This is a genomic window from Wenyingzhuangia sp. IMCC45467, from assembly GCF_054111205.1.
The window spans coordinates 2249704-2275564 of the sequence record NZ_CM134196.1; the positions used below are offsets into that span (position 1 = coordinate 2249704).

21 protein-coding genes and 1 other RNA gene are annotated in these 25861 nt (G+C 32.3%); 7 read left to right on the forward strand and 15 right to left on the reverse strand.

Annotation, left to right across the window (positions count from 1 at the left end):
- Positions 1–30: 30 nt before the first annotated feature.
- From ACXGQT_RS09655 to ACXGQT_RS09685, 7 genes are all read right to left on the reverse strand, one after another.
- The gene (locus ACXGQT_RS09655; protein WP_457828389.1) at positions 31–3147 is read right to left on the reverse strand and encodes a UvrD-helicase domain-containing protein; all 3117 of its coding nucleotides are present in this window, start codon (positions 3145–3147) and stop codon (positions 31–33) included.
- Positions 3148–3211: 64 nt separating this feature from the next.
- The gene (locus ACXGQT_RS09660) at positions 3212–3652 is read right to left on the reverse strand and encodes a hypothetical protein (RefSeq protein WP_457828390.1); all 441 of its coding nucleotides are present in this window, start codon (positions 3650–3652) and stop codon (positions 3212–3214) included.
- A gap of 78 nt (positions 3653–3730) precedes the next feature.
- The gene (locus tag ACXGQT_RS09665) at positions 3731–4888 is read right to left on the reverse strand and encodes a metal ABC transporter permease (RefSeq protein ID WP_457828391.1); all 1158 of its coding nucleotides are present in this window, start codon (positions 4886–4888) and stop codon (positions 3731–3733) included.
- Positions 4888–5997: a metal ABC transporter permease gene (locus tag ACXGQT_RS09670; protein ID WP_457828392.1), complete on the reverse strand. Its 1110-nt coding sequence runs from the start codon at positions 5995–5997 to the stop codon at positions 4888–4890. The genes ACXGQT_RS09665 and ACXGQT_RS09670 overlap by 1 nt, the downstream gene beginning before the upstream one ends.
- A gap of 83 nt (positions 5998–6080) precedes the next feature.
- On the reverse strand, positions 6081–6818 hold the full coding sequence (locus ACXGQT_RS09675; RefSeq protein ID WP_457828393.1) for a metal ABC transporter ATP-binding protein: 738 nt from the start codon (positions 6816–6818) through the stop codon (positions 6081–6083).
- A 188-nt stretch (positions 6819–7006) separates the two neighbouring features.
- A complete protein-coding gene (locus tag ACXGQT_RS09680) occupies positions 7007–7921 on the reverse strand; it encodes a metal ABC transporter solute-binding protein, Zn/Mn family (RefSeq protein WP_457828394.1) in 915 nt (304 codons plus the stop codon).
- 2 nt (positions 7922–7923) lie between these two features.
- Positions 7924–8592 (reverse strand): metal-dependent transcriptional regulator, encoded by a 669-nt coding sequence (locus ACXGQT_RS09685; RefSeq protein WP_457828395.1) that lies wholly within the window; start codon positions 8590–8592, stop codon positions 7924–7926.
- A gap of 114 nt (positions 8593–8706) precedes the next feature.
- Between ACXGQT_RS09685 and ACXGQT_RS09690 the strand changes: the two genes are divergently transcribed.
- Positions 8707–11022: a TonB-dependent receptor gene (locus ACXGQT_RS09690; protein WP_457828396.1), complete on the forward strand. Its 2316-nt coding sequence runs from the start codon at positions 8707–8709 to the stop codon at positions 11020–11022.
- A gap of 304 nt (positions 11023–11326) precedes the next feature.
- Positions 11327–12346 (forward strand): recombinase RecA, encoded by a 1020-nt coding sequence (gene recA, locus ACXGQT_RS09695; protein WP_457828397.1) that lies wholly within the window; start codon positions 11327–11329, stop codon positions 12344–12346.
- Between the two features lie 101 nt (positions 12347–12447).
- On the opposite strand, the gene gldC is transcribed toward recA, so the two are convergent.
- Positions 12448–12798, reverse strand: coding sequence for a gliding motility protein GldC (gldC, locus tag ACXGQT_RS09700; protein ID WP_457828398.1), 351 nt, complete (start codon positions 12796–12798; stop codon positions 12448–12450).
- 341 nt (positions 12799–13139) lie between these two features.
- Here gldC and ACXGQT_RS09705 point away from each other — a divergent pair, with 341 nt between their 5' ends.
- Positions 13140–14339, forward strand: a complete 1200-nt coding sequence (locus ACXGQT_RS09705; RefSeq protein ID WP_457828399.1) for a T9SS type A sorting domain-containing protein — start codon at positions 13140–13142, stop codon at positions 14337–14339.
- A gap of 85 nt (positions 14340–14424) precedes the next feature.
- On the opposite strand, the gene ACXGQT_RS09710 is transcribed toward ACXGQT_RS09705, so the two are convergent.
- Together ACXGQT_RS09710 and gldB are read right to left on the reverse strand one after the other, a co-directional pair.
- Complete coding sequence (locus ACXGQT_RS09710) at positions 14425–14865, reverse strand: MepB family protein (RefSeq protein WP_457828400.1); 441 nt, start codon at positions 14863–14865, stop codon at positions 14425–14427.
- On the reverse strand, positions 14865–15824 hold the full coding sequence (gldB, locus tag ACXGQT_RS09715; protein WP_457828401.1) for a gliding motility lipoprotein GldB: 960 nt from the start codon (positions 15822–15824) through the stop codon (positions 14865–14867). Before gldB ends, ACXGQT_RS09710 begins: the two co-directional genes overlap by 1 nt.
- Before the next feature lie 59 nt (positions 15825–15883).
- On the opposite strand from gldB, the gene nadE reads away from it, so the two are divergent.
- Together nadE and ACXGQT_RS09725 are read left to right on the forward strand one after the other, a co-directional pair.
- A complete protein-coding gene (nadE, locus tag ACXGQT_RS09720; RefSeq protein WP_457828402.1) occupies positions 15884–16675 on the forward strand; it encodes an NAD(+) synthase in 792 nt (263 codons plus the stop codon).
- Positions 16676–16945: 270 nt separating this feature from the next.
- Positions 16946–17386, forward strand: a complete 441-nt coding sequence (locus tag ACXGQT_RS09725) for a cold-shock protein (RefSeq protein ID WP_457828403.1) — start codon at positions 16946–16948, stop codon at positions 17384–17386.
- 50 nt (positions 17387–17436) lie between these two features.
- On the opposite strand, the gene ssrA is transcribed toward ACXGQT_RS09725, so the two are convergent.
- Positions 17437–17836, reverse strand: a transfer-messenger RNA (tmRNA) gene (gene ssrA, locus ACXGQT_RS09730).
- 66 nt (positions 17837–17902) lie between these two features.
- Between ssrA and ACXGQT_RS09735 the strand changes: the two genes are divergently transcribed.
- Positions 17903–18124: a DUF3820 family protein gene (locus ACXGQT_RS09735; protein WP_457828404.1), complete on the forward strand. Its 222-nt coding sequence runs from the start codon at positions 17903–17905 to the stop codon at positions 18122–18124.
- Positions 18125–18231: 107 nt separating this feature from the next.
- Here ACXGQT_RS09735 and kdsA read toward each other — a convergent pair whose 3' ends face one another.
- Together kdsA and ACXGQT_RS09745 are read right to left on the reverse strand one after the other, a co-directional pair.
- Complete coding sequence (gene kdsA, locus ACXGQT_RS09740) at positions 18232–19050, reverse strand: 3-deoxy-8-phosphooctulonate synthase (RefSeq protein WP_457828405.1); 819 nt, start codon at positions 19048–19050, stop codon at positions 18232–18234.
- 134 nt (positions 19051–19184) lie between these two features.
- The gene (locus tag ACXGQT_RS09745) at positions 19185–19658 is read right to left on the reverse strand and encodes a hypothetical protein (RefSeq protein ID WP_457828406.1); all 474 of its coding nucleotides are present in this window, start codon (positions 19656–19658) and stop codon (positions 19185–19187) included.
- 123 nt (positions 19659–19781) lie between these two features.
- Here ACXGQT_RS09745 and ACXGQT_RS09750 point away from each other — a divergent pair, with 123 nt between their 5' ends.
- Positions 19782–21137: a UDP-N-acetylmuramate--L-alanine ligase gene (locus ACXGQT_RS09750; RefSeq protein ID WP_457830814.1), complete on the forward strand. Its 1356-nt coding sequence runs from the start codon at positions 19782–19784 to the stop codon at positions 21135–21137.
- 88 nt (positions 21138–21225) lie between these two features.
- On the opposite strand, the gene ACXGQT_RS09755 is transcribed toward ACXGQT_RS09750, so the two are convergent.
- On the reverse strand, positions 21226–22659 hold the full coding sequence (locus ACXGQT_RS09755) for a TolC family protein (RefSeq protein ID WP_457828407.1): 1434 nt from the start codon (positions 22657–22659) through the stop codon (positions 21226–21228).
- Entirely contained in the window at positions 22652–25846 is a 3195-nt protein-coding gene (locus ACXGQT_RS09760) for an efflux RND transporter permease subunit (RefSeq protein WP_457828408.1), read from the reverse strand. Before ACXGQT_RS09760 ends, ACXGQT_RS09755 begins: the two co-directional genes overlap by 8 nt.
- Positions 25847–25861 lie beyond the last annotated feature (15 nt).

Sequence of the window (25861 nt, forward strand, 5' to 3'; positions counted from 1 at the left end):
ATAAACACTCTTTATAGATAATATCGCATTTTACACATTTCTAACCTCTATTAATTCGTTACAATAAACCAATATTTTTTTATCAATAAAATAACCTAAGCCCTCTAGAACATTTGCATAATTCTCAATTTGTAACTCGTGAGATTTATTAAAAACTCCTGTTTTATAATCAATAATAACTGTCTTGTTTTTGTTAAAAATCACTCTATCCATAATATTTACTTCTCCGCTTGAGGTTAAAAAAGATCTTTCTGTATGCACCTCTATTCCTTCTTTATAATACTCTAATAATTGTGGATGATTTACTACATTTTTAATTAACTGTTTTGCTTTTATAGAAACCGCTATAGGTAAACCCTGCTGATTAATAAAAATATTCGCTAATTCCAAATCTTTTACAGATTGTATTTTTTCAAAAGCATTATGGATTAAATTTCCATACAACCTTGCCTCATCATCTTCTCCATCATTTTGTACTACAAAAATTTGATTGTCTTTTTTATCTATGCTAAAGAATTCTTTTAACAGATAATCATCTTTTGGCTTTTTAAGCCTTGATAACCTTTCATTATTTCCAATTTCATATAGTGTCTCTGTATTTTTTTGAGACATGTATTCTTTAAAATAATCTGAAAATTGTTTTGGCGAACTAACATTCCCATTTTTGGTATCGCATAAAATATACAATTGTTCTTCTGCCCTAGTTAAGGCAACATATAAAAGATTAAAATTGTCTAATTGAATTTCTGCATTAATTTTTTTTAACTGTTCTTCTCCTTGATTTCCATATAAAGACAATTTACCTGAAGCTTTTATTTGAAAACTTTCAAAACCATTAAACAAATTACTTTCCTCGGTTTTATACCATATTTTTTCTCTGCTAACATCTTCTGTATTTAAATCAAAAGGAAAAATAACAACCGGAAACTCCAACCCTTTTGATTTATGAATTGTCATAATTTGTACTGCATTTTCACTTGGAGCTACTTCTACCTTTAAATTCTTTTTTTTCTTATCCCAATAAGACAAAAACATTTGTAAACTACCCGATTCTTTTAATTGATATTGTAGTAACACATCTAAAAACGCTTGTACAAAAACATCAGAAATATGTTGGAAATTAAAAACACGGATTAAATATTCTACTCCATCATATAAAGACAAACAGAAAAAATCAGTTAAACTAAAATCAACCTGTAAGTACCTAAACAGTTCTTCTGGACTGGTTTTAGTCAAACAGTTTTCATAAAACTCATGTTCTGAAACAACAATATTTAAATGATGGTATAAATAATAAAGTAACTGTATTAATACCTCTTTATCATTGGGGTTTTCTATCCATCTTAACAAAAAAACAAAAGTCTGAACCGTCTTGTTGTTTTTTAACAACAAACTATCTGGGGAAATTACTTCAATTCCTTTAGAGACCAAATAATCAGCAACTACAATTCCGTTATTTTTGTTTCTTGTTAATACACAAATATCACCATAATTAAAACCATTAGATTTTATATCTAAAATCATTTGATGAATTTTATTAGGATATACTTCTTCTGACACAAAGTCTTCATCTCGTTCAAAAACTTCTAATCGAACATAACCACCTTCTTTAGAATTTGTTTTTTGATTTTTTTCTTGAACATATATATCTTGATATGCCGGATCTTTTATATAAGATGATAAAAAAGAAAAAAAATCGTTATTAAAATTGATGACATTACTATAACTTCTATAGTTTGTTCCCAAAGTCATCACTTTTTTATTTACATGAAATAAATTACTATTTGTTTCTTCGGACAACTCTACAAACTGAGATGCCTTTCCACCTCTCCACCTATAAATAGATTGCTTAGCATCACCCACTAACATTAGCTGACCATTAGCCTGTGAAAGTGCATTAGATATTAACGGAATTAAATTTTCCCATTGTAATTGAGAGGTATCTTGCATTTCATCAATAAAAAAATACTGAAATTTTTCTCCCAAACGTTCATAAATAAAAGGAACAGGTTCATTTTTAATTTGCTTACTAATTACACGATTAAACTCCGCATTTACACAAATATTATTTTCCTGTTTTAACTTTACATATTCTTTGTTAATGTGACTTAACACCGCTAAAGGAACTAATGATTTTAATATTTTTTTAACTAAAAAGTATTGACCTAAATGGTCTTGACATAATTTTTGAGAAATAGCATATACTGCAAATAACTCATCTTTAATTAAATCAATCTTATCTCTATCTGCTATTTTTTTAGGATCCTTTGGTTTTGTTTTAGCATACAAAATTCCAGACTCCATATTTCCAATTAATCTTTTCCCAACTAACTCCTCTTCTTTTAACATCCAACTCCCTAAAAACTTTTTAAAATAATTAGGCAAGTCTCCACTTGCAAAAGAACTATGCAAAATATCATGCTCATCAATTAAGCCAATGGCTTGTTCTCCTAACTGCTTAAATGCTTGCTCAGTATCTAGTAAATATTTTTTTAATCTCTTTTCTAATTTCTGAAAATCTGAAAGATGTGTATTTACCAGTTTAGAAACCTCTATTTCATTTTCTTCATTTAACAAAAGCTTAGCGATGTCTATTAAAGATGTATTTATATTCCAAGACTTATCATCTTCTACTTGCTCAAGCGTATATTTTATTAAAACTTCTGTTAAATCTTTATCTTTTCCAATTCTAGAAACCATTAAATCAATTGTCTCTTCTAACAAAGGATCTGTATCCATTTCCACTTCAAAATCTAATGGCAAACCTAGATCTAAAGAAAACGTTCTAATTAATTTATGCGTAAAACTATCAATAGTATTAATGTGAAAACTAGCATAATTGTATAGTATGTTTTTTAAAATTCTACTAGATTTTTCTTTAACCTCTTCTGCCTCCAACCCAGTTTCTTGCAGCAATCCTTTTACAATATCATTGTCTTGATTTTGTGAAGCATCCTTCAACGTTTTTAACACACGTTGTTTCATTTCTGCTGCTGCTTTATTGGTAAAAGTAATGGCTAAAATTTTCTGAAATTCAAACTCACTTTTAGCCTGTAAAAGAATTTTTAAATATTCTTTTACCAACGTAAATGTTTTACCACTACCGGCTGATGCATTATAAACTTTAAAGGGACTTTCTGAAATCATAGCATAAAAAAAAGAGATTGTCTAAAATAAACAATCTCTCTATAATATATGGTTAAAATAAAAATTACTCTTTGGTTCCGTTTGCTTGTCTAATTGCTTTGGCAAAGGTTTCTATATCAGCATTAGAAGCAGCTAATTCTACAGCCGTTCTCACAACTTCTTGATGTGTTTTTAATGGAAATCCAATTCCGACCGCTAATTTTTCTAATAATTTTAAAGACAAATCATAAGATTCTTTGTCTACGTGTAACATATTTGCCAAGGCATATAACCTTTCTATTCGCTCTTCATAATCGGAAGGAGGATTGATTGGATATTGTTCAGGATTTCTAATAATACTTCTAAAAGCTAAATCACTAATTCCTAAATCCTTTTTTATTTTCTTTAATAAAGTAATTTCTTCTCTAGATAATTTATTGTTAGACCTTGCTATTTTAACAATGCTTGCTAAGTGACCTCTATTTGTTCTTTGAGTACCACTCAAAAATATATTTAAAATTGACATATACTGTATTTGTTTTAATGGTTATCTACTAAAGTTAGTATTTAATACATAATAATACAATATTTAAGCCAAATTAATCTAACCTCTAAACAGGAAAAAGTTTTGTTTGACACCTTCTAATTCTGAATTTTTATTATCCGAAATATACGAAACCGCCTTTTCTGTAAATTGCAAACCTTTATTTGTTAGATTAACAATTCCGTTTTCAATTTCAATCATGTTATTCTGACTAGCCAACTTCAACACTTTTTTAGCTCTTTGTTTGGTCCAATTAATATGCTCTTGTAGGTGATTGATGTTTCTTTCTTTTTCCTCATCATGATTGGCTATATGCAACATAAACACCAACAAGGCCACTTCGGTTCTTTGTTGCTTGGTTTTATACCATTGAGAAAAATAGCCCTTATTAGGAGCAAATAAATATACTAGAAAGAAAATAACACCTAACACAGTAGCAATGGTTCCAGCAATAGAAGCATCTAAAAAATGAGCAAGCCAATAACCTGTAACCGATGCAAACACACCTAACAAAGAAGACCACACAAGCATTTTCTTTAAATTAGTTGTTAATAAATATACACAAGCAGCAGGCACAATCATAAAAGCCACTACTAAAATAGCTCCAATAGCATCAAAAGCACCTACAGTAGTTACCGATGAAACAGTCATTAATCCATAGTGAATTCCTACAGGTGTAAAACCTAAGGAAGCAGCCAAACCTGCATCAAACGTAGCCACTTTTAATTCTTTATAAAACATTACCAACATAATAATAGAAACTGACAAAATAGTTCCAATCATCCAAAGTGATTTTGGTCCCATATCTATTCCACTGTACATCCATCTATCAAAAGGAGCAAAAGCAACTTCACCTAACAAAACAGCATCTACGTCTAAATGGACATCTCCTGCATTTCTAGCAATTAAAATAACCCCTAAACTGAAGAGTGCCGGAAACACCAACCCAATAGCCGTATCTTCTTTTACCAAACCTGTTTTCTGTATATACTCTACCAAGACCACCGTTAACACTCCTGTTAAACTAGCCATTAAAATTAATAAAGGAGAAGCAAGATCTTGTGTAATAAAAAACCCGATAACAATTCCTGGTAAAATGGAATGACTAATAGCATCGCTAATTAATGCCATTTTTCTGAGCACCAAAAATACTCCTGGTAATGCACAAGCTATAGCTACCAAGCTTAATATAATTTGTATTTCTAATTGTGTACTCATTAATATTGATTTGTATATAAATTTTTAGCCGTATGAAAACCCTTTTCTGTTAGAGCCCAATCATCTCTATCTAACATAATTAATTGTTCACTTTCCAAACTTTTTAAACTTTTACGAGTATAGCCTTGAAAATTATTTAACAACTGTATTTTATGTGGATGAGAGATATTATTATGATTTTTAGCTATATTATACATAAACAACAAGGTTTTCATCAACTTTAAATCATTTCTATTTTTCCACAATTTAATCTGCCTAAACAACAAACCCCTAATAGGTGAAAACACAAATGAAATCATTACAAAAACTGTCGCAATCAACACAATTACTGGACCGGTAGACAAATTATTGGCACTGGCACTTATAGCGGTTCCTAAAATTCCTGAGGTTGCCCCAAAAACCCCTGCTAAAAACACCATTTTAGACAAACTATTTGTCCATTGCCTTGCTGCTGCTGCCGGAGCCAACAACATAGCACTCATTAACACTACCCCTACGGTTTGTAACCCCATTACAATAGCAATTACAATAAAAGAAGTCATTAAAGTATCTATAAACTTTACATGAAAGCCTAATGTTTTAGTATAATCTGCATCAAACAAAACCATTTTAAACTCCTTCCAAAAGAGTAAAACAACCAACAGCGCAATTCCTGTAATAGTAGCCATTAACCAAACATCACTTGCTAATAATGTAGCCGCCTGACCAAACAAATATTTTTCTAAACCAGACTGATTGGCATTGGGTAATTTTTGAATATAAGTAAGTAACAACATTCCAAACCCAAAAAATGTAGACAATACAATACCCAATGCTGTATCGGATTTTAAATGTGTTTTTGAAATAATTCCTTTGATAAAAACTGCACTCACCAAACCACTTAGTAAAGCTCCCAACAACAATCCATTATTACTTTTTACACCTAAAACTAAAAACACAATGGCAATTCCTGGTAACGATGCATGAGAAATGGCATCTCCTAACAAACTTTGTTTACGCAACACAGCAAAACTCCCTAACATACCACACAAAGCACCTAATAAAGCGGTTCCTAAGGTGATTATTTGTAGTGTATAATCAGTCGTTAATAAATCAAAATATTCTTTCATCCTTTTAGTTTGTCTAGTCATAAAGTAGAAAGTTATCAAGTTATCTCACTAACTTTTCCACTTTTAAACTTTTCACTTTATAACTACTCTACAATACTTGTTTTATAATTAATTCCGTAAGTCTTAGTTAAATTGTCATCATTAAAAATCTGAGCAACAGGCCCTGTGGCAATTTTCTTCACATTTAAAAAAGTAACCCAATCAAAATATTCAGGTACCGTTTGTAAATCATGATGTACTACTACAACCGTTTTTCCTGCTTTCCTTAATTCTTTTAAAATTTGTATGATGGCTTTTTCTGTAGTAGCATCTACTCCCTGAAAAGGCTCATCCATAAAATAAATAGCTGCATTTTGCACCAAAGCCCTAGCCAGAAAAATTCGTTGTTGTTGCCCACCAGATAACTGAGAAATTTGTCGATCTTGAAACGTTAACATTCCTACTTTTTCCAATGCTTCCAAAGCTGCTTTTTTTTCAGCTTTTCCTGGTCTTTTAATCCATCCCAAAGAACCATACGTTCCCATCATAACTACATCTAAAGCCGTAGTAGGAAAATCCCAATCCACACTTCCTTTTTGAGGCACATAAGCCACCAAGGAACGTTGTTTTTTATATGGTTTACCATACACCGTAACAGAACCTGCCAAGGGTTTTATTATATCTAAAATAGACTTTAACAAGGTAGATTTTCCTGCTCCGTTAGGGCCAACAATAGCCATTAACACCCCTTCTGGAATTTGTAAATCAATATCCCAAAGTACTGGTTTGTAATTATACGCTACTGTTAAATCATCAATAGCTATGGCTATTTTTTGTTCCATTGTTTTATTTATTTTGGGTGTTACCCTATCGGGTCGTGCTTTCCTTACTCGCTTTTAAAGACTCTCGATTCCGCTCGAGCATCTTTAAAGAGCTCAAACAGGCCAGTCAATCACTAACACAGTTTGTAAAAGAATTTAATATTCATAGAATCATCTCAGTTCTCGACTTCGCTCGAACACCTCTATACTTACTTCAATGCTTCTACAATCGTATTCACATTGTAACGATACATCCCTATATATTTTCCTGTTTCCTCTGTTGGATTCCCTAAAGCATCCGAGAATAACTGACCTCCAATTTTAACTATATGCCCTTTTGATGTTACAGAAGCTTGCAAAGCCTCTACTGTTCTTTTAGGCACAGAACTTTCTACAAAAATGGCTTTTACTTTATTTTCTATAATAAAATCAGAAATGCGTTGTACATCTCTAACACCGGCTTCCGTAGCTGTTGATAAACCTTGCAATCCCACTACCTGAAAATCGAACTCCTTTCCAAAATAAGAAAAAGCATCGTGAGCAGTTACTAAAATTCTTTTTTCCCTAGGTAACTCAGCTACTTTTGTTTTTAAATCAGTCTGCAATAAACTTAACTCTGCTAAATAATCTAAGCCATTTTTTTGATAAACAGCTTTATTCTCAGGATTCGATTTTGATAAAGCAACAATCAATTTTTCAGTAATCGTTTTCCAATTATCAATAGAAAACCAAATATGTGGATCGTGAGAACTTGCGAACAACTCTGAATTGATAATTTGATCATCACTTAAATAATCTCCAATAGCCAATGTTTTTTTACCTATCTGATTCATTTTTTCAAACACATCTACCAATTTCCCTTCTAAATGCAATCCGTTATAAACAATTAAATCGGCACTAGACAATTTAGAAACATCTCCTTCTGAGGCTTTATACAAATGTGGATCTACCCCTGCCCCCATCATTCCTTTAACAACAATAGCATCACCTCCTAAAGTCTTTACCAAATCTGTAATCATGGTAGTAGTAGTCACAACTGTAAATTTTTCATTTTCTTTTTTTACTGATGGTTTACATGCCATTAAACTCAACATTAATAAAAAAAGAATCTTTATTTTTTTCATATTTAATCGTTTTGCTTTACATACAAATTGCTAGAAATTTGTTGTGATATTGATATTTTTTGACCGTCAATTAGCAACATCATAGAGTTGTCAAAACTTTCTTTATGTAATACTTTAATTTCTGCTCCTAATTTAATTTCTGCATTGTCCAAATACTTTAAAAAAGCACTAGAACTGTCTTTTACTCCTACTATTTTACTTTCTTCATTTATTTTTAAAGTAGACAAAACAGTAATATTTCTTTTAATAAAATTCCCCTCCTTATCTGGAATAGGATCTCCATGTGGATCATATCTAGGAAAATCTAAAAAAGCATCTAAACCATTGGTTAATTTTATAGATTTTACATGTTCTAATTGTTCGGCAACTTCGTGCACCTCATCCCACTTAAAACCTAAATGACGAACCAAAAAAACTTCCCACAGCCTATGTTTTCTAATAACATGTACTGCTAACTCCTTTCCTTCAGCTGTTAATGAAACCCCTTGATATTTTACATAATTCACCAACTCTTTTTCCGATAACTTTTTAACCATATCGGTTACCGATGAGGCTTTAGTTTCTAACTTTTCAGCAATTTTATTGGTACTCACAGCTTTGTTTGCCACAACAAACAAACTATATATAGCCTTTAAATAATTTTCTTCTGCTTGTGATAATTCTAATTCCATTAAGACAAAGGTAAACAAATTTAAAATACAACTTTAAAATATTTTTTAGACAAGTCTAAAAAATTTATATAGATTTGCATAAAAATAATATAACTAAACGCTAAAAAACAATCAATGAAAACAATACACTCAATTATCTTACTATTTAGTTGCTACATTTTAAATGCTCAGCAGGCTTACTTAGAGGGAAAAATTGAAAGCAACGGAATTCCTGTCTTAGCAAATATTACCATTAAAGAGAACAACAAAACACTAAATACAGATCTTAACGGAAACTACTCTATAAAAACAGACTCTGGTTTAAAAACTTTTATTGTATCTGCTATAGGGTATAAAACTCAAGAACTACAAATTACACTTAAAGAGAATAAAATTCATAAACAAAACTTTGAATTAAAAGAAGATGTACTGGGATTAGACAAAGTGGTAGTCACTGCTACAAGAGGATATTTAAACCGAAAAAAAGCTCCTGTAATTGTTACCGTTACCGATGCAAAGGTATTAGAAGCCACCCAAGCCGTGAGTTTATCAGAAGGATTAAACTTTCAACCTGGTTTAAGAATGGAAACCAATTGCCAAAACTGTGGAACATCCGAAGTAAAAATGAATGGACTTGGAGGTTCTTACTCACAAATTTTAATTGACAGTCGCCCTATTTTTAGTGCATTAAATAGTGTTTATGGATTAGATCAAATTCCCGCTAACATCATCAAACAAATAGAAGTAGTTCGTGGTGGTGGTTCTGCTTTGTATGGATCTAATGCCATTGCTGGAACTATTAATATCATTACCAAAGATCCATCAGAAAACAGTTTTAACATTGGAAGTAACATAGCCTTAATAGATGGTAAATCTCAAGACAAAACTTTAATGTTTAACGGTACTGTAATTAATGAAGATTTTGATACTGGAATTGCCCTTTTTGGTATGAAACGTAACAGAAATGCTTATGATGCAGACAACGATGGTTTTACAGAAATCACCGAAATGGAAAACACTTCGTTTGGTTTAAAAGCCTTTACTAGACCTAACCATAGAAAAAAAATAACCATTGAATTTAATGCCAATAACGAATTTAGACGAGGTGGAAACAACTTATATTTACTTCCTTTTTTAGCCGATGTTACAGAACAAATAGAATCTACTGTTGTGTCAGGAGGATTGACTTACGAATATTTAAATCCAAACTTAAAAGACAACTACTCTGTTTACGCTTCTACTTCTATATCTAAAAACAAAAACTTTTACGGAGGATTGGCAGGTAATACTCCAACTGAAGAAAATATTAAAGAGAGTATAGAAGGTTTTGGAAAATCAAAAGACATCACTTTTGTTACAGGAACTCAATACGCTCATAAATTCGACAAATTTTTAAACAACACAGGAACTTTTACAGGAGGAATAGAATACAAATACAATGACATTGATGACCGAAAAGAAAATCCAGATTTTGAACCTATTTTACAAACGACTCATATTTTAGGGGTTTATGCACAACAGGAATGGGTGGTAAATGACAAACTTAGACTTTTGGGGGGACTTAGAGGTGATATACATAATTTAGCAGAAGAGTTTGTAGTATTTAACCCAAGAGCTAATATTTTATACAGCATTAACAAAAATTTAAGATGGAGAACTAGTTATGCCAAAGGTTTTAGAGCTCCACAAATTTATGGAGAAGATGTACATGCTGGTTTGGCTGCTGGAGAAATTAGTAGAATTAGAAATTCCGATGGATTAAAATCAGAAACTTCTCATAGCTTTTTAACTTCTTTAGACTGGACAAAAGAATTAACAAATGGTGATTTTTCTTTGGTTACAGAATTGTTTTACACCAAACTAAACAGTGCTTTTGCTCTGGAACAAGGAACAGAAACTGCTCCTGATTCTGAAATTTTTGAATGGGTTAGGTCTAACTCTTCTGGTGCTAAAGTTTATGGTGCTAATATAGAAGCCAAATATGCTCCAAACATAAAATGGTTGTTCCAAGCAGGAGGAACCATTCAGCGCTCTTTATACAATGAAAAAGTTGCATGGTCTGAAGATGAATTAGACCAAGCCACCAAAGAGTTTAACAAAACACCAAATGTATATGCAAATTTTGTAGCCACTTTTGCTCCTACCAAAACTTTTCAGAACAACTTATCTGGAGTATTTACGGGTCCAATGTATGTGCAACATTTAGCAGGATTTATTCCAACAGATAAATTAGAAAATTCTCCTTCTTTTTTTGAATTAAACTGGAAATCTTCCTATCGATTTTTTATTGATGACCATAAACACACTTACTTTGAAATATCTGGAGGAATTCAAAATATGTTTAATGCTTATCAAAAAGATTTTGACCAAGGAGTAGATAGAGATGTAACTTATATTTATGGACCTCAAAGACCAAGAACATTTTTTATAGGGTTAAAATTTGGGATTTAAACACCTAATCAAACACAAATCATCCATCTAAAAATTAAAATCTGCTTTCAAAAGTCTTAAATATGTGCTATATACTTGCACACTTTATTTGATAAATAGATAATTGACAAAAAACTTTATACTTATCAAATTTAAAAAAAGTTATGAACCCCAATAAAACAAGTAATTACACGAGGATATTTCATTTATAATATCCTCATATTTTAAATCATAAACTAGTGCACTAAAAAAGTTATGATTCGTTTTTTTACGTTGATAAATTCGTATTTTAGCATCAATCAAAATAACAAAACAGAGAGTCAAAATGGCAAAAGAGACGAACGAAAAAGATGCAAAACTAAAAGCATTACAGCTTACCTTAGATAAATTAGACAAAACTTATGGTAAAGGTGCCGTAATGAAAATGGGAGATATGGCTGTACAAGATGTAGAAGTTATTTCTTCTGGATCTTTAGGTTTAGATTTGGCTTTAGGTGTAGGAGGTTATCCTAGAGGACGTATTATTGAAATTTACGGACCTGAATCTTCGGGTAAAACTACTTTAACTATTCACGCTATTGCAGAGGCTCAAAAAGCCGGTGGAATTGCTGCTTTTATTGATGCTGAACATGCCTTTGACCGTTTTTATGCTGAAAACTTAGGGGTTGATGTAGATAACTTAATTATTTCTCAACCAGACCACGGAGAGCAAGCTTTAGAAATTGCCGAAAACTTAATCCGTTCTGGTGCTATTGATATTATTGTAATTGACTCTGTTGCTGCCTTAACTCCAAAAAGTGAGATTGAAGGAGAAATGGGGGATTCTAAAATGGGATTACATGCCCGCTTAATGTCTCAAGCATTAAGAAAGCTAACAGGAACCATTAGCAAAACCAAGTGTACGGTAATATTCATCAACCAATTACGTGATAAAATTGGAGTAATGTTTGGAAACCCTGAAACAACTACAGGAGGTAATGCTTTAAAATTCTACTCTTCTATTCGTGTAGATATTAGAAGAAGAACGCAATTAAAAGACGGAGATACTGTAATAGGAAACTCTACCAAAGTTAAAATTGTAAAAAACAAAGTAGCACCACCATTTCAACAAGCAGAATTCGACATTATGTACGGTGAAGGAATATCTAAAGTTGGAGAAATTTTAGATATTGGGGTAAACTACGGAATTATTAAAAAGAGTGGTTCTTGGTTTAGCTATGGTGAAACCAAGTTAGGACAAGGAAGAGATGCTGTAAAAGGATTGATTAAAGATAATCCTGAATTGGCCGAAGAATTAGAAGCTAAAATTATTGATGCTATTAAAAATCCAGAAGGAGAAGAATAAAGATCTTTATTTTATATCATAAAAAAACCGATAGTAATTGCTATCGGTTTTTTTATGATATTCATTTAAGCTGATTTAAATCTAACTCAAGTTAAATAAAACTAGTTCTTTTTACTCTTGTCTTCCAACTCTAATTTTTCTGCAAAATATTCACAAAAATCTCTCATGGTTGCAGACATTTTTTCATCATTGGTAGCTCTTTCAAAAGTATCTGCCATTTGCACTAATGTCTGATGAAAAAACACCTTCATTTCATCAACAGGCATCTTCTTTGTCCACAAAGGCAAATACAATGTTTCTTTTTCTTTGCTATCCCAAACAGAAATTAAAGTTGCTTTTGATGCATCTTTGGTAACACCACCATCTGTTGCAGACCAGTGAATAGTTTCTGGAATTTTATTTTCATCAAGCCCTATTTCAAACTCTATTTTTGATTTATGTGCTACTGCCATCTTCTTAAAATTTTAGATTGCAAAGATATAGAATTTGTTTTCGATAGCATGATGATGAAAATCATTCTTAAAACAATATCATAATTCTTTATAACCTCTATTCACAACACCTCAAAGAAAACACAACAGACTCTAAAAACCCCTCTTATAAACAATAACAAATCACCATCAAAACATATGAAAAAATGAATAATTACATTTTTAAAGATTATAAAAATGTAATATAACCAACAAAAACTTAAAAAATTAAATAAAATTTAAAAACAACAGGATAGTACAGGATGATATTTGCTCATTACATTAAATATCTTTAAATCATTAATAAACAAACTACACATTTTATGAAAAAAACTACTATTTTATTTACAGCTGCAACACTTTTATTAAGCAGCTACAATGCAAAAGCTCAAGATTATGATAATGACGGAACTCCTGATTCCGAAGACACAGAAATTTACTGGACAGGTACAACCTCTTCTAATTTTACAGACGCTACAAACTGGGCAGGTAAAACACCAGATTTTGGAACACATTATAATGGTGACTACTACATAGGTTCTGGAGCTAATGAATGTACAATAGGAAATGCTAGTAGAATCTATCTATATTACATAACAGAAGGAGGTGTTTTAAACGTAAATGGTTTTGTTAATGCAGATCGTTTTAAAAGTACCGCTGGTGAAAGTTCTGACGTATACATTAACGATGGAGGTACCATTGACGTAAGAAATGGAAGTGAAGACAATCAATATAATGGTGGTAATATTCACGTTCTAACAGGAGGAACACTTCAAGCTAAATCAAATTGGAGATGGGGTCGTGAACCTGTGTCTGAAGCTAAAATGTATGTTAAAGGAGGAACCGTAAAACTAGCTGGTATTATACCTTGGCGACTTGGTGTAAGTAGTAATACTGCACGTATTATTGTAAGTAACAATGGAGTAATAGAGCACCCTACTGCTGCCACATTAGAAGGCTGGGCTAACGACAAAGGTATTTACCCAGCAGAAGGTTCTTTATTAACTCACAAAAAAGATTCTTTAAAAATAGGTTCTGTAGACGTAACACTACCTTCTTCATATGAAGTTACTTCTGAAACTACAACATACACCGTTCCTGACTTCTCTAGCATGTTTGCAAATTATTCAACTGGAGATACTTACGCTAACGCAACAATTACCGTTACACAAGATGTAGCTGCTGGAACTGAATTAACCACACAAATTGTTGTAAATGTTACTGCTACAGATTACTTTAACAACACTGTTACAAAAGCAATTGACGTAGCTCAAGAAGGGCAATTAAGTGTTGAGGATAATCAAATTAGCCAAACAAATTTAACTACTACCAATAGCCATGTTTATGTTACAAATGTAAATGAAGTAACAAAAGTCTCTGTTTATAGTTTAACGGGAGCTCTTGTAAAATCTGTTACAACATCAACAAACACAAACTTTACACTTAACTCGGGAATTTATATAGCTAAAATAGAATCTGAAAAAACAGGTGCTAAAAAAACTGTTAAGTTCATAGTAAAATAATAACAGGAATTTATTAATAGATTTAAAAGGAGGTGTTTTAAAAACACCTCCTTTTTTTATAATATCCATTTTTCAAAATCTTATTCTAGATTTCGAAAAAATAATCAGATTGCCATTTCTGTGTAAACAATGCTTGTTTGCTTGTAAGTTCATCACTAGGCACATACACTCTAAAAGCTCTTTTTCCTTCTTTTTCAAGCGTAGAAAGTATTCCTTTTTCTATTAATACTTGTTTAGGAAAAAGAAAGAATCCTTTGTTATTCTGAATTGTTACTAAAAAGTAATCAAGATGATCCTGCTCATGTAATGGTTCAATAACACCATTTTTATTTCTTTGATAAAACGTTACAAACTGACCTTTTTTCTTTGGCGTTATTTTAGAAGTTCTACTAATGATTCGCTTTCCTTTTAACGAAAACCGACAGGCATTATAATCTTTGCTTTCAGTTTCTAGAACAACATCAGTAACTTTTACATCAACACCATTAAAAACTTTTGATTTTACTTCTTTTAATATCTCTTCCATTATTTCTTAGGCTTATACCCTGATTGATTTAAAATAGTTTGCGCATCTAAATCAATTAACTCCTGTGGAGAAATTTGATATTTATCCATATATGATTTTACTATTTGCAACCCCAGATATTTACCAATAGCTCCCGGAGAATCTCTATCAATGGAGGTGTAAAATTTTGAAAAAGGAGCAACTTCTAAAAAACGTTGTTTTAGCTTTACATCGTTACTATACAGCATTTCGTTTTTAATAAAAAAAGCCCAAACCATTGCCTCATTTAATTCTGCCCAAGCAAGTTTTTTTGGTGTATATCCTAGCTTTATTTCATCGTTTACTTTAGGCAAAAACAAATCTAACAAATAAGCTTTTTTACCCTCAAAAATCATTTGTCCTAAAAAAGTACGATCTCTCTCCACAGGATATTTTGTTTCAATAATTTTTTGAGCAATAACAGAGGTCATATGTTTTGATGTAAATGTTTCTGATAAGTATTTAGCATACCCTCCATAAACTTTGTTGTCTTTACCTAAAAACATATCTAAAGACACCAACAATAATGTATCGGCATACAAAACCCTATCTTGATAAGAAACTCCTGTAATATCTGTTACTACTGTAGGAACTTTAAAATCATTAAAATAATACTTGATATGTTTAAACAATTCATCAATCTTCTTTTTCTGAGGCTTAAAATCTCCATAAACTTTTTTTACCTCTTTGTATAAAAATTGCTGATTTGTATCTTTCATTCTTTCCACCACCAGCTCATCAGGCATTTGATTTGGAAACATATAAGGAAATTCAGATTTTAACTTAGGTAAGTCATTTGAATCTGCAGTAAACAGAGCTTCGTGAAACAATGCAAACTGAGTATCTATTTTAACCTTTGCAATTTCTTGTTCTGTTTCATTAGTTGATGTACAAGCAACTAAAGTAAAGAATATTAAAGATAAGCAAAGCCACTTTTTCATGCTATGGTATATTTTGATTAAGTTTGTAGTAACCTCAACAAAAATAAGAAATAAGCAACATGGAAACTCAAAAGATCGCAGAACATATTATTGGTTGGCTAAAAGATTATGCTACCAAAGCAGGAGTAAAAGGATTTGTAGTAGGTGTTTCTGGGGGAATTGACTCAGCCGTAACCTCTACTTTATGTGCTAACACAGGACTACCAACTGTTTGTGTAGAAATGCCAATTCATCAACATCCAGACCAAGTCAACAGAGCTCAAGAACATATTACACAATTATCAAAACGTTTTGGCAATGTTTCTAGTCAACGAGTAGATTTAACCGAAAGTTTTGAAACTTTTAAAAAATCCGTTCCTACTACAGATAACGAAGCTATTCTTAATTTAACCTTAGCCAATACTAGAGCTAGACTTAGAATGACAACTTTATACTACATTGCAGGACTACACAGTAGTTTAGTTGCAGGTACTGGAAACAAAGTAGAAGATTTTGGTGTTGGTTTCTATACAAAATACGGAGATGGTGGTGTTGATGTAAGCCCTATTGCGGATTTGGTTAAAAGTGAGGTTTTTACTTTGGGTAAATACTTAAAAGTTCCAACAGCCATACAAACTGCCGCTCCAACCGATGGATTGTTTGGAGATAGCCGTACTGATGAAGATCAATTAGGTGCTAGTTATGATGAACTTGAATGGGCTATGAAACAACAAGATGCAGGTAAAACAGCCTATAATTTTGTAGATAGAGAAAAAGAAGTTTTTAACATTTACAACCAGTTAAACACTGCCAATCAACATAAAATGCAACCAATTCCTGTTTGTGATATTCCAAAAGAATGGAAATCTTAAACGCTATATAAAAGAAAACACCAAGTGGTTAATGAGTTAAAACAACTAACTTATTAATCACTAAATCTTTAAACTGAAACAATATTAACATCTTATATACTAATACTATCAAATGCTTTATTCAGCCCAAATATATAGTGTTAAGTCTCAAATATAATTTATAAAGCAGTCATTTTTAACTAATAAAACTAGATTTAACCTTTCTTTCGTTCACTATTTAATATCTTTGCCTTCTATTGAATAATCAATAGACAACATTAAATACAACTTATGGCGGATAGCTTTGAAAAAAAAGAAAGAGAAAAGAAAAAAGCAAAAAAACGTAAAGAAAAAGCGCTTCGTAAAGAGCAGTTAAAGGAATCTGGAGAAAAAACTGCAGAATTCATGTACATGGGAGCTGACGGACAATTAACTACAGAAAAACCAGACCCTACACATGTTAAAGAAGAAATATCTTTAAGCGACATCCACATAAGCACTCCTAAAAAAGAAGATTTAGTACAAGAAGACCCTGTTAAAATAGGAATTGTAAATCACTTTAACAACGATAAAGGATACGGATTTATTGATCAAAAGGAAACTGGAGAAAGTTTTTTTGTACACGTAAATAATATTGAAGGTGTTATTAAAGAGGGAAATAAAGTCTCTTTTGAAACAGAAAAAGGACCGAAAGGTTTGGTAGCTGTAAAGGTTAAGTTATTTGTAGCTTAACTAAAACCTCTTGAAAAAAAAGCCCATACTATTTTTAGCATGGGCTTTTTTTGTGGAGACGCCGAGAATCGAACTCGGGTCCAAACGAGCAATCGCGTAGCTTTCTACATGCTTAGTTTTTATCAAATTGTCGGCAAAAAGCTAGTCAAAAACAACTTACTCTAAGCTTAACTTATTGAGTTTCGGAAAAGCAGCTAAGTAATACTTTTCCTATCTAGACTTTTACGACATCTCTAAATTGCACGCGGTCTATCAGCGCTGGCATGAGATGCATAGCTTGCTCACCTTGTGAGCCTAGGCCTTATCGTACTATTAATTCGGATAATTAGGCAGCCATGGCGAAAGATTCTTCACCGTTTATTGTTTTGGAACCTCGATTTACGAGAATGAGTTCCATCTCTCGGCATGCTTACTAGTTAATTGACCTCGCTGTCAAAACCAGTCGTCCCCATATTGTCAAAGAAGTTTGCAAATGTATATATTTATACGCTCAAAACATATACCAATATACAAATAATGAATAATTTGTTAAACAAAGAATACTTAATCAAGTTAGCCAACACCAAAATGCCTTTTGGGAAGTATAAGGGTTATGATTTAATAAATCTTCCCGAACATTATATTGTTTGGTACAAACAAAAAGGGTTTCCTACTGGTACATTAGGTAAAATGATGGCAGAAGTATACGAACTAAAGCTAAATGGTTTGGAAGATATAATTCAAAAATTGAAACAATAACTTTGAGTTAACGAACGAAACTGACACATTATAGTTCTCGACTGCGCTCGAACACCAATAACATAAGGTCATCGAGCGGAGTCGAGATGAATTATTCTATATTCTATTTACAACGTATTAATAACTTTTCTAATGGCTGTTAAATCTGTCAATAGCTTTTCTAGGTAAGCAATACTCAACATATTTGCTCCGTCAGATTTTGCATTTGCAGGATCAAAATGAGTTTCTATAAACAAACCATCTACTCCTGCAGCAATTCCTGCTCTAGCAATAGTTCCAATCATATCAGGCCTACCTCCTGTTACACCACTAGTTTGATTTGGTTGTTGTAACGAGTGAGTTACATCTAAAACAGTTGGTGCAAAGGCTTTCATTTCTGGAATTCCTCTAAAATCTACAATCATATCTTGGTATCCAAACATGGTTCCTCTATCTGTAATCCAAGCTTTCTCAGAACCAGCATCTTTTACTTTCTGCACTGCATGTTGCATAGCACCAGGACTCATAAATTGTCCTTTCTTTAAATTTACTACTTTTCCTGTTTTAGCAGCAGCTACCACTAAATCTGTTTGACGAACCAAAAAAGCAGGAATCTGCAACACATCAACATATTCTGCTGCCATCTCTGCATCAGAAATTTCATGAATATCTGTTACAGTTGGTACATCAAAAGTTTCTGAAACTTTACGTAATATTTTTAAAGCTTTTTCATCACCTATCCCCGTAAAACTATCAATTCTAGATCTATTTGCTTTTTTAAAACTCCCTTTAAAAACATAAGGAATATTTAATTTATCTGTAATTTCAACTACTTTTTCTGCAATTCTAAGTGCCATTTCTTCGCCTTCTATAGCACAAGGCCCTGCTAATAAAAAGAAATTGTCACTAGTTGTATGTTTAATTTTTGGGATTACGTTTAAGTTCATTATTTATGTATTTCTATAATTCAAAGATAGCCATTCTTATAAAGTTCATCACAATTATTTTATTCAGATATTGTGAACAAAAAAACCTCTGTAAAAACAGAGGCTTTGTTTATTTTAAGAATAATAAATAAACATTAGAATTTATAACGTACTCCTAATGCTATTTCTAAACCTAAATCACTATCACCATTAATAATTCCAATTTCTGGTCTTGTGTCTAATGACAATTGTAATGGAAAATCAAAATTGTACTCAATACCAACATTACCGTCAGCATTTACAAAAGTTTCACTTCCGCCAGGGTAATCAAAAGACCCTACTCCAGCACCTGCACCCGCAAACCAATTAAAACCAGGAGCCAACGCACTTAAGTCCCAAACCCACTGATAAATACCTGTAAGCTTATAAGCATCAACATCGTTCTTGCTTCTTAAACCTAAATCAAACTGAAGCCTATTAGCATCAGACAAAGCATGTTGGTAAGAAATTTCATACCCCAAACCATCATTATCTCCCAAACGTAAACCAATAGCATGTTTGGATAAATCTTGAGCCTGAGATGCTACACCGACCAACAACAACCCTAATGTGAACATTAATTTTTTCATAATTTTTCCTTATTTGTAATTATTCATTAATACTATTAAATATACAAAAACAAGGCCACTAATTATATGGTTTTACTAATTTTACCATACGAAACAGTAAGTGATTTAGAAACAACAAGATACATGAATATACATTTTATTGCCATTGGAGGAAGTGCTATGCACAACTTAGCTATTGCATTACACAATAAAGGATACAACGTAACAGGAAGTGATGATACTATTTTTGAACCATCAAAATCTAGACTTGCAAATAAAGGTTTATTACCCCTTACTTTTGGTTGGTATCCTGAAAAAATAAGCAACAATTTAGATGCCGTTATTTTAGGAATGCATGCAAAACCTGACAACACAGAACTATTGAAAGCGCAAGAGTTAGATTTAAAAATATATTCTTATCCTGAATTCTTATACGAACAATCCAAACAAAAAACCAGAGTCGTAATTGGAGGTTCTCATGGAAAAACAACCATCACCTCTATGATTCTACATGTATTAAACTATCACAATATCAACGTTGATTACATGGTAGGAGCACAATTAGAAGGCTTTGACACCATGGTACATTTGACTGAAGAAAACGAGTTTATGGTTTTAGAAGGAGATGAATATTTATCTAGCCCTATTGATAGACGACCTAAATTCCATTTATACAAACCCAATATTGCTTTATTAAGCGGAATTGCTTGGGACCACATCAACGTATTTCCAACATTTGAAAATTATGTTGAGCAATTTTCAATATTTACAAACTCTCTTACTCCAGGAGGAATTATGGTTTATAATGAAGAAGACATACATGTAAAAAATGTAGTTGAAAATTCTGAAAACCAAATTAAGAAATACCCATATTTCACTCCAAAATACAATATAGAAGACGGGACAACTCTTTTAGACACCCCTGAAGGAGATTTGCCTTTGGAAATTTTTGGAAAACACAACCTACAAAATTTGGCTGGAGCAAAATGGATTTGCCAACATATGGGTGTAGGTGAAGAAGAATTCTATGAAGCTATTGAAAGTTTTAAAGGAGCGAGCAAACGTTTAGAAAAAATAGCAGAAAACAAATCTTCTGTTATTTTTAAAGATTTTGCGCACTCTCCAAGTAAAGTACAGGCAACCACTACTGCTGTTAAAAACCAATATAAGAATCGAACTGTTTTGGCTTGTTTAGAGCTACATACCTACAGTAGCTTAAATGCTGATTTTTTAAAAGAATATAAAGGAGCTTTAAATGGAGCTGACAAAGCAGTTGTTTTTTATTCTCCTGATGCTGTAGCTATTAAACAATTAAATGAAGTTTCTGAACAACAAATTAAAAATGCTTTTGATAGAGAGGACATCATTATTTATACAAACCCTAACGATTTTAAAAACTTTTTATTTGAACAAGATTTTAACAATTCTGCCACCTTATTAATGAGCTCTGGAAATTATGGAGGTTTAGACTTTGAAGAAGTAAAAAACTTACTTTCTTAAGTAAAAACATTAAAATAAAAAATGCCGTATTACAAAATTGCAATACGGCATTTTCACTTAAAAACAAATAAAACTACTACTCAATTTTCTATTTCCATCCACCTCCTAAAGCTTTATAAATATTTACAAAAGCATTCATTTGGTTCTTTTTGGTTTCAATCAACTCAAACTTAGATTCTAAAGCATCACGCTGCGTTAACAACACTTCCATATAATCTGCTCTTGCTGACCTAAACAAATTGTTTGAAATATTAATTGACTCCGTTAATGCCTCAACTTCTTTTTGTTTTAAATCAAAACTGTTTTCTAGATTAGAAATTTTAGAAAGCTTATTCACCACTTCTACATAAGCATTTAAAATAGTTTGCTCATAATTATAAATAGCCTGAATTTGCTTTGCATTGGCACTGTAATAAGTAGCTTTAATAGCTCTTCTATTAATTAATGGTGCTGTTAAATCTCCCCCTATAGAATACAATAAAGACTCTGGAGTACTCAGTAAATACTTTGCATTAAAAGCTTGGTATCCTATTCCTGCAGAAATCCCTAAAGAAGGATAAAACCTAGCTTTTGCAACCTTAACATCTAATTTAGCTGCCGCCAATTCTAACTCAGCCTGCTTAATATCTGGTCTATTTGCTAATAATTCTGATGGAATTCCTGAGTGAACAACATCAGGCGTTAAATCAACAAAATTTTGACCATCTCTTTTAATAGCTCCAGCATAGCCTCCTACTAAAAATCGGATTTTATTTTCTGTTTCTAATACTTTTTGCTGAATATCAAACTGAATACTTTTGGTACTATACACCTGAGCCTCAAAACGCTTGACTGCTAATTCGGTTACACGAGCAGATTGTTTTTGCAGTTTTACAATTTCAAGCGCATTGCTTTGTAGTTTAATATTTCTTTTTAAAATTTCTAATTGATTATCTAAAGCCAACAATTCATAATAAGAATTTGCAATCTCAGCTATTAAATTGGTCACCATAAAGTTTTTACCCTCTACGGTTGCCAAATACCTGCTTACCGCTGCTTTTTTAGCATTATGCAATTTATTCCAAATATCAATTTCCCATGTAGCATAAGCTCCAACCATAAAATCTGGCAAAAATTCAGGATTTTCTTTATTTCCTTTAAATGGTGTTGTAGCATCATTTGCTCCTTGACTGGTATACCTACCTACTTTTTCGGCTCCAGCCCCTGCTTGCAAACCTACAAAAGGCAGGTACTCCCCTTTTTTTGCCTGAATTTCATTTCTTGCAATTTCTATTTCTTGAAGCGTAATATTTAATTCCTGATTATTTACTAAAGCCGTATCAATCAACTTTACCAAATAAGGATCCTTAAAATATTCTTGCCACTGAACTTTCACCACATTTACAGTGTCCTTAACTCCATTATAAGCTTCTGGTAGTGTTGTGTTTTCAGTCTTCTGAACCAAAGCAGGAGTTTTACATGCCGTAAAACTTAATAGTACTAAAACTATTCCTGCATATTTATATTTTTTAACGTTATTCATTTTCTTTCGTTTCTTTAAAATCATCTAATTGATGTACAAAATCATCAGACAAAGAAGTATCTTCTTCATCTTTAATTAATTTTCTACCATCGGCCAAACTTCCAAAAATATAATACAATCCCGGAACGATAATCACACCGAAAATAGTTCCAAACAACATTCCTCCAAGAGCAGAAGCTCCAATAGTATGATTCCCTATAGCTCCTGCTCCAGATGCCAACAACAATGGAATTAACCCTGCAATAAATGCAAATGATGTCATTAAAATGGGTCTAAAACGTACTTTTGCTCCTTCTATGGCAGCCTCTAAAATAGTTGCTCCTTCATGACGTTTTAACACCGCAAATTCCACAATTAGCACCGCATTTTTACCCAATAAACCAACCAACATAATCAGTCCAATTTGCGCATAAATATCATTCTGTAACCCCATTAACTTCAGAAGCAAGAAAGATCCAAACACCCCAACTGGTAAAGAAAAAATAACGGATAATGGAATGATAAAACTTTCGTATTGTGCAGCCAACACAAAGTAGACAAACACCAACACAATTAAGAAAATATAAAGCGATTCGTTTCCTCTATTAGATTCATCATAAGAAAGACCTTCCCAAGCAATGTCATAATCTTTTGGTAAACTTACCTCTGCAACTTCTCTAATGGCTTGAATGGCATCTGCAGTAGTATATCCTTTTGCAGGTAGTCCACGTATAGCTGCAGAATTATACATATTAAAACGTGTTACCTCATTGGGCCCTTGAGTTTTCTTTAACTTCATAAATGCTGAATATGGCACCATTTCTCCGTGATCGTTTTTAACATATAGATTTAACACATCTGACGGCAACCTTCTATATTTTGGATCGGACTGTACATAAACTTTAAAGAAACGACCAAACTTTACAAATCCTTGTTCATAAGTACTACCAATTAAAATATTAAGATTTTCCATAGCTTTACCTATGGACACCCCTTTTTGCATAGCCAAATCGTTGTTAAACTCTAACTCGTATTGAGGGTAATTTGCTGCAAAGAAGGTAAACAAACCTGTTAATTCTTTACGTTTGCTTAAATCATCCATAAATTGCTTGTTAATCTTATCAAATTCTTGATAATCTGTAGTGGTTGTTTTATCTAACAAACGCATAGAAAAACCTCCAGAAGATCCAAATCCTGGAATTGCTGGCGGTTCAAAAAATTCGATTACCGCACCCAATCCTTTAGATTTTTCTTCTAACTCTTCCATAATCTCTGTAACAGAATGTTCGCGCTCAGACCATGCTTTTAAATTAATTAAACAAGTACCTGCATTAGAACCTCTTCCTTCTGTCATAATTTCATATCCTGCTAAGGACGATACAGACTCTACTCCTTCTATTTCTTCACAAATTTTTTGTAGTTTATGTGATACTTCATTTGTTCTTTCTAAGGTTGCTCCTGGAGGTGTTTGTACAATGGCATAAATAGTTCCTTGATCTTCACTAGGAATAAATCCTGATGGTAAAATCTGACTTTCAAAATAAATTCCGGCACAGAAGGCTATTAAAATTCCGAATGTTAACCATCTTCTACTTACTATTCTTTTTAACACAGCAACATACCTACCTGTTAACCTATCAAACAATTCATTGAATTTATCAAAAGCTCTAGTAAATGCATTTGATTTGACATCTTTTCCATGGTTATTTTTTAACAACATAGCACACAAAACAGGTGTTAATGTTAAAGCGATTAAAGCAGAAATTACAATTGAACTTGCCATGGTAATAGAAAACTGTCTGTAAAAAGTACCCACTGGACCAGACATAAAAGAAATTGGTAAAAACACAGATACCATTACCGCCGTAATTGCAATAATAGCCCCGCTAATTTCTCCTAATACTTTTTTAACTGCTTTGTATGGTGTAATGTGTGGGTCTTCTTCAAACTTAGCATGTACAGCTTCTACCACCACAATGGCATCGTCTACCACAATACCAATAGCTAACACCAATGCAAATAAAGTTACCAAGTTAATAGACATTCCAAAGGCACTAATAATAAAGAAAGCTCCAACCAAAGATACCGGAACAGCTAAAATTGGAATTAAGGTAGAACGCCAATCTCCTAAAAACACAAATACTACCAAAGCAACCAATATAAAGGCATCTCTTAAAGTATCTATCACTTGCTCTATAGAAGCATCTAAGAATTTAGAAACATCATAACTAATTTTATAATCCATTCCAGGAGGAAAAGTTTCTCTCATTTCCTCTAACTTTTCTTTTACAGCTTCAATAACATCACTTGCATTACTTCCATAATTTTGCTTTAACACAATTGAAGCAGATGGATGCCCATCTAAATTTGAATAAATATCAAAAAACTCACTTCCTAATTCTACATTGGCCACATCTTTTAAATGAATACTTTCTCCTTCTGCATTGGCACGAATAATTACATTCCCATATTGTTCAGGTTCATTAAACCTACCTTTATATGTTAATACATATTCTAAAGATTGTGCCTCAATACCAGAGCTCCTACCAATTCTACCTGGACGACCAACAATACTCTGCTCTTTTAATGCATCCATTACTTCATCAATAGAAATATTATACGCTCTCATTCTATCTGGCTTTAACCAAATACGCATAGCATACCTTCTACTTCCTAAAATTTGAGACCTAGCAACACCTTTTACCCTATTGATTTCAGGAATCATTTTTACATTGGCATAGTTGTACAAAAACTTTTCATCCATGTTTTTATCTTTGGCATAAAGGTTTACGTACATAAGCATACTTGGCTGAATTGGAGTAATTACAACTCCCTCCCTCTGCACCAGTTCTGGCAAGAGAGGCATAACCTGATCTACACGAGTTTTTACTCTAATTACAGCTTGATTAGGATCTGTCCCTGGCTCAAAAATGACTCTTAAAGTAGCTTCACCAGCACTGGTAGCATCAGTGGCTAAATACCTCATTCCTTGAACCCCGTTAATTGAATTCTCTAAGGTTACAAGGGTTGATTTTACTAATACATCCGCACTTGCTCCTGGATAGGCAATAAAAATATTTACCGTTGTGGGAGCAATTTGTGGGAATTGCGATATGGGTAACTGCTTAATGGATAAAGATCCTATAAAAACAATAATTATAGAAATTACAATAGCAAATACCGGTCTATGTATAAATTTATTAAACATCTTTTTTTATTTTAA

Bases quoted from the DNA above. Each gene is read 5' to 3' on its own strand.
- ACXGQT_RS09665 (WP_457828391.1), bottom strand. From the start codon at position 4,888: ATGAGTACACAATTAGAAATACAAATTATATTAAGCTTGGTAGCTATA.
- ACXGQT_RS09655 (WP_457828389.1), bottom strand. From the start codon at position 3,147: ATGATTTCAGAAAGTCCCTTTAAAGTTTATAATGCATCAGCCGGTAGT.
- ACXGQT_RS09710 (WP_457828400.1), bottom strand. From the start codon at position 14,865: ATGGAAGAGATATTAAAAGAAGTAAAATCAAAAGTTTTTAATGGTGTT.
- ACXGQT_RS09680 (WP_457828394.1), bottom strand. From the start codon at position 7,921: ATGAAAAAAATAAAGATTCTTTTTTTATTAATGTTGAGTTTAATGGCA.
- ACXGQT_RS09675 (WP_457828393.1), bottom strand. From the start codon at position 6,818: ATGGAACAAAAAATAGCCATAGCTATTGATGATTTAACAGTAGCGTAT.
- ACXGQT_RS09735 (WP_457828404.1), top strand. From the start codon at position 17,903: ATGAATAATTTGTTAAACAAAGAATACTTAATCAAGTTAGCCAACACC.
- kdsA (WP_457828405.1), bottom strand. From the start codon at position 19,050: ATGAACTTAAACGTAATCCCAAAAATTAAACATACAACTAGTGACAAT.
- gldB (WP_457828401.1), bottom strand. From the start codon at position 15,824: ATGAAAAAGTGGCTTTGCTTATCTTTAATATTCTTTACTTTAGTTGCT.
- recA (WP_457828397.1), top strand. From the start codon at position 11,327: ATGGCAAAAGAGACGAACGAAAAAGATGCAAAACTAAAAGCATTACAG.
- ACXGQT_RS09690 (WP_457828396.1), top strand. From the start codon at position 8,707: ATGAAAACAATACACTCAATTATCTTACTATTTAGTTGCTACATTTTA.
- nadE (WP_457828402.1), top strand. From the start codon at position 15,884: ATGGAAACTCAAAAGATCGCAGAACATATTATTGGTTGGCTAAAAGAT.
- ACXGQT_RS09750 (WP_457830814.1), top strand. From the start codon at position 19,782: ATGAATATACATTTTATTGCCATTGGAGGAAGTGCTATGCACAACTTA.
- ACXGQT_RS09725 (WP_457828403.1), top strand. From the start codon at position 16,946: ATGGCGGATAGCTTTGAAAAAAAAGAAAGAGAAAAGAAAAAAGCAAAA.
- ACXGQT_RS09760 (WP_457828408.1), bottom strand. From the start codon at position 25,846: ATGTTTAATAAATTTATACATAGACCGGTATTTGCTATTGTAATTTCT.
- ACXGQT_RS09755 (WP_457828407.1), bottom strand. From the start codon at position 22,659: ATGAATAACGTTAAAAAATATAAATATGCAGGAATAGTTTTAGTACTA.
- ACXGQT_RS09685 (WP_457828395.1), bottom strand. From the start codon at position 8,592: ATGGAATTAGAATTATCACAAGCAGAAGAAAATTATTTAAAGGCTATA.
- gldC (WP_457828398.1), bottom strand. From the start codon at position 12,798: ATGGCAGTAGCACATAAATCAAAAATAGAGTTTGAAATAGGGCTTGAT.
- ACXGQT_RS09670 (WP_457828392.1), bottom strand. From the start codon at position 5,997: ATGAAAGAATATTTTGATTTATTAACGACTGATTATACACTACAAATA.
- ACXGQT_RS09705 (WP_457828399.1), top strand. From the start codon at position 13,140: ATGAAAAAAACTACTATTTTATTTACAGCTGCAACACTTTTATTAAGC.
- ACXGQT_RS09745 (WP_457828406.1), bottom strand. From the start codon at position 19,658: ATGAAAAAATTAATGTTCACATTAGGGTTGTTGTTGGTCGGTGTAGCA.
- ACXGQT_RS09660 (WP_457828390.1), bottom strand. From the start codon at position 3,652: ATGTCAATTTTAAATATATTTTTGAGTGGTACTCAAAGAACAAATAGA.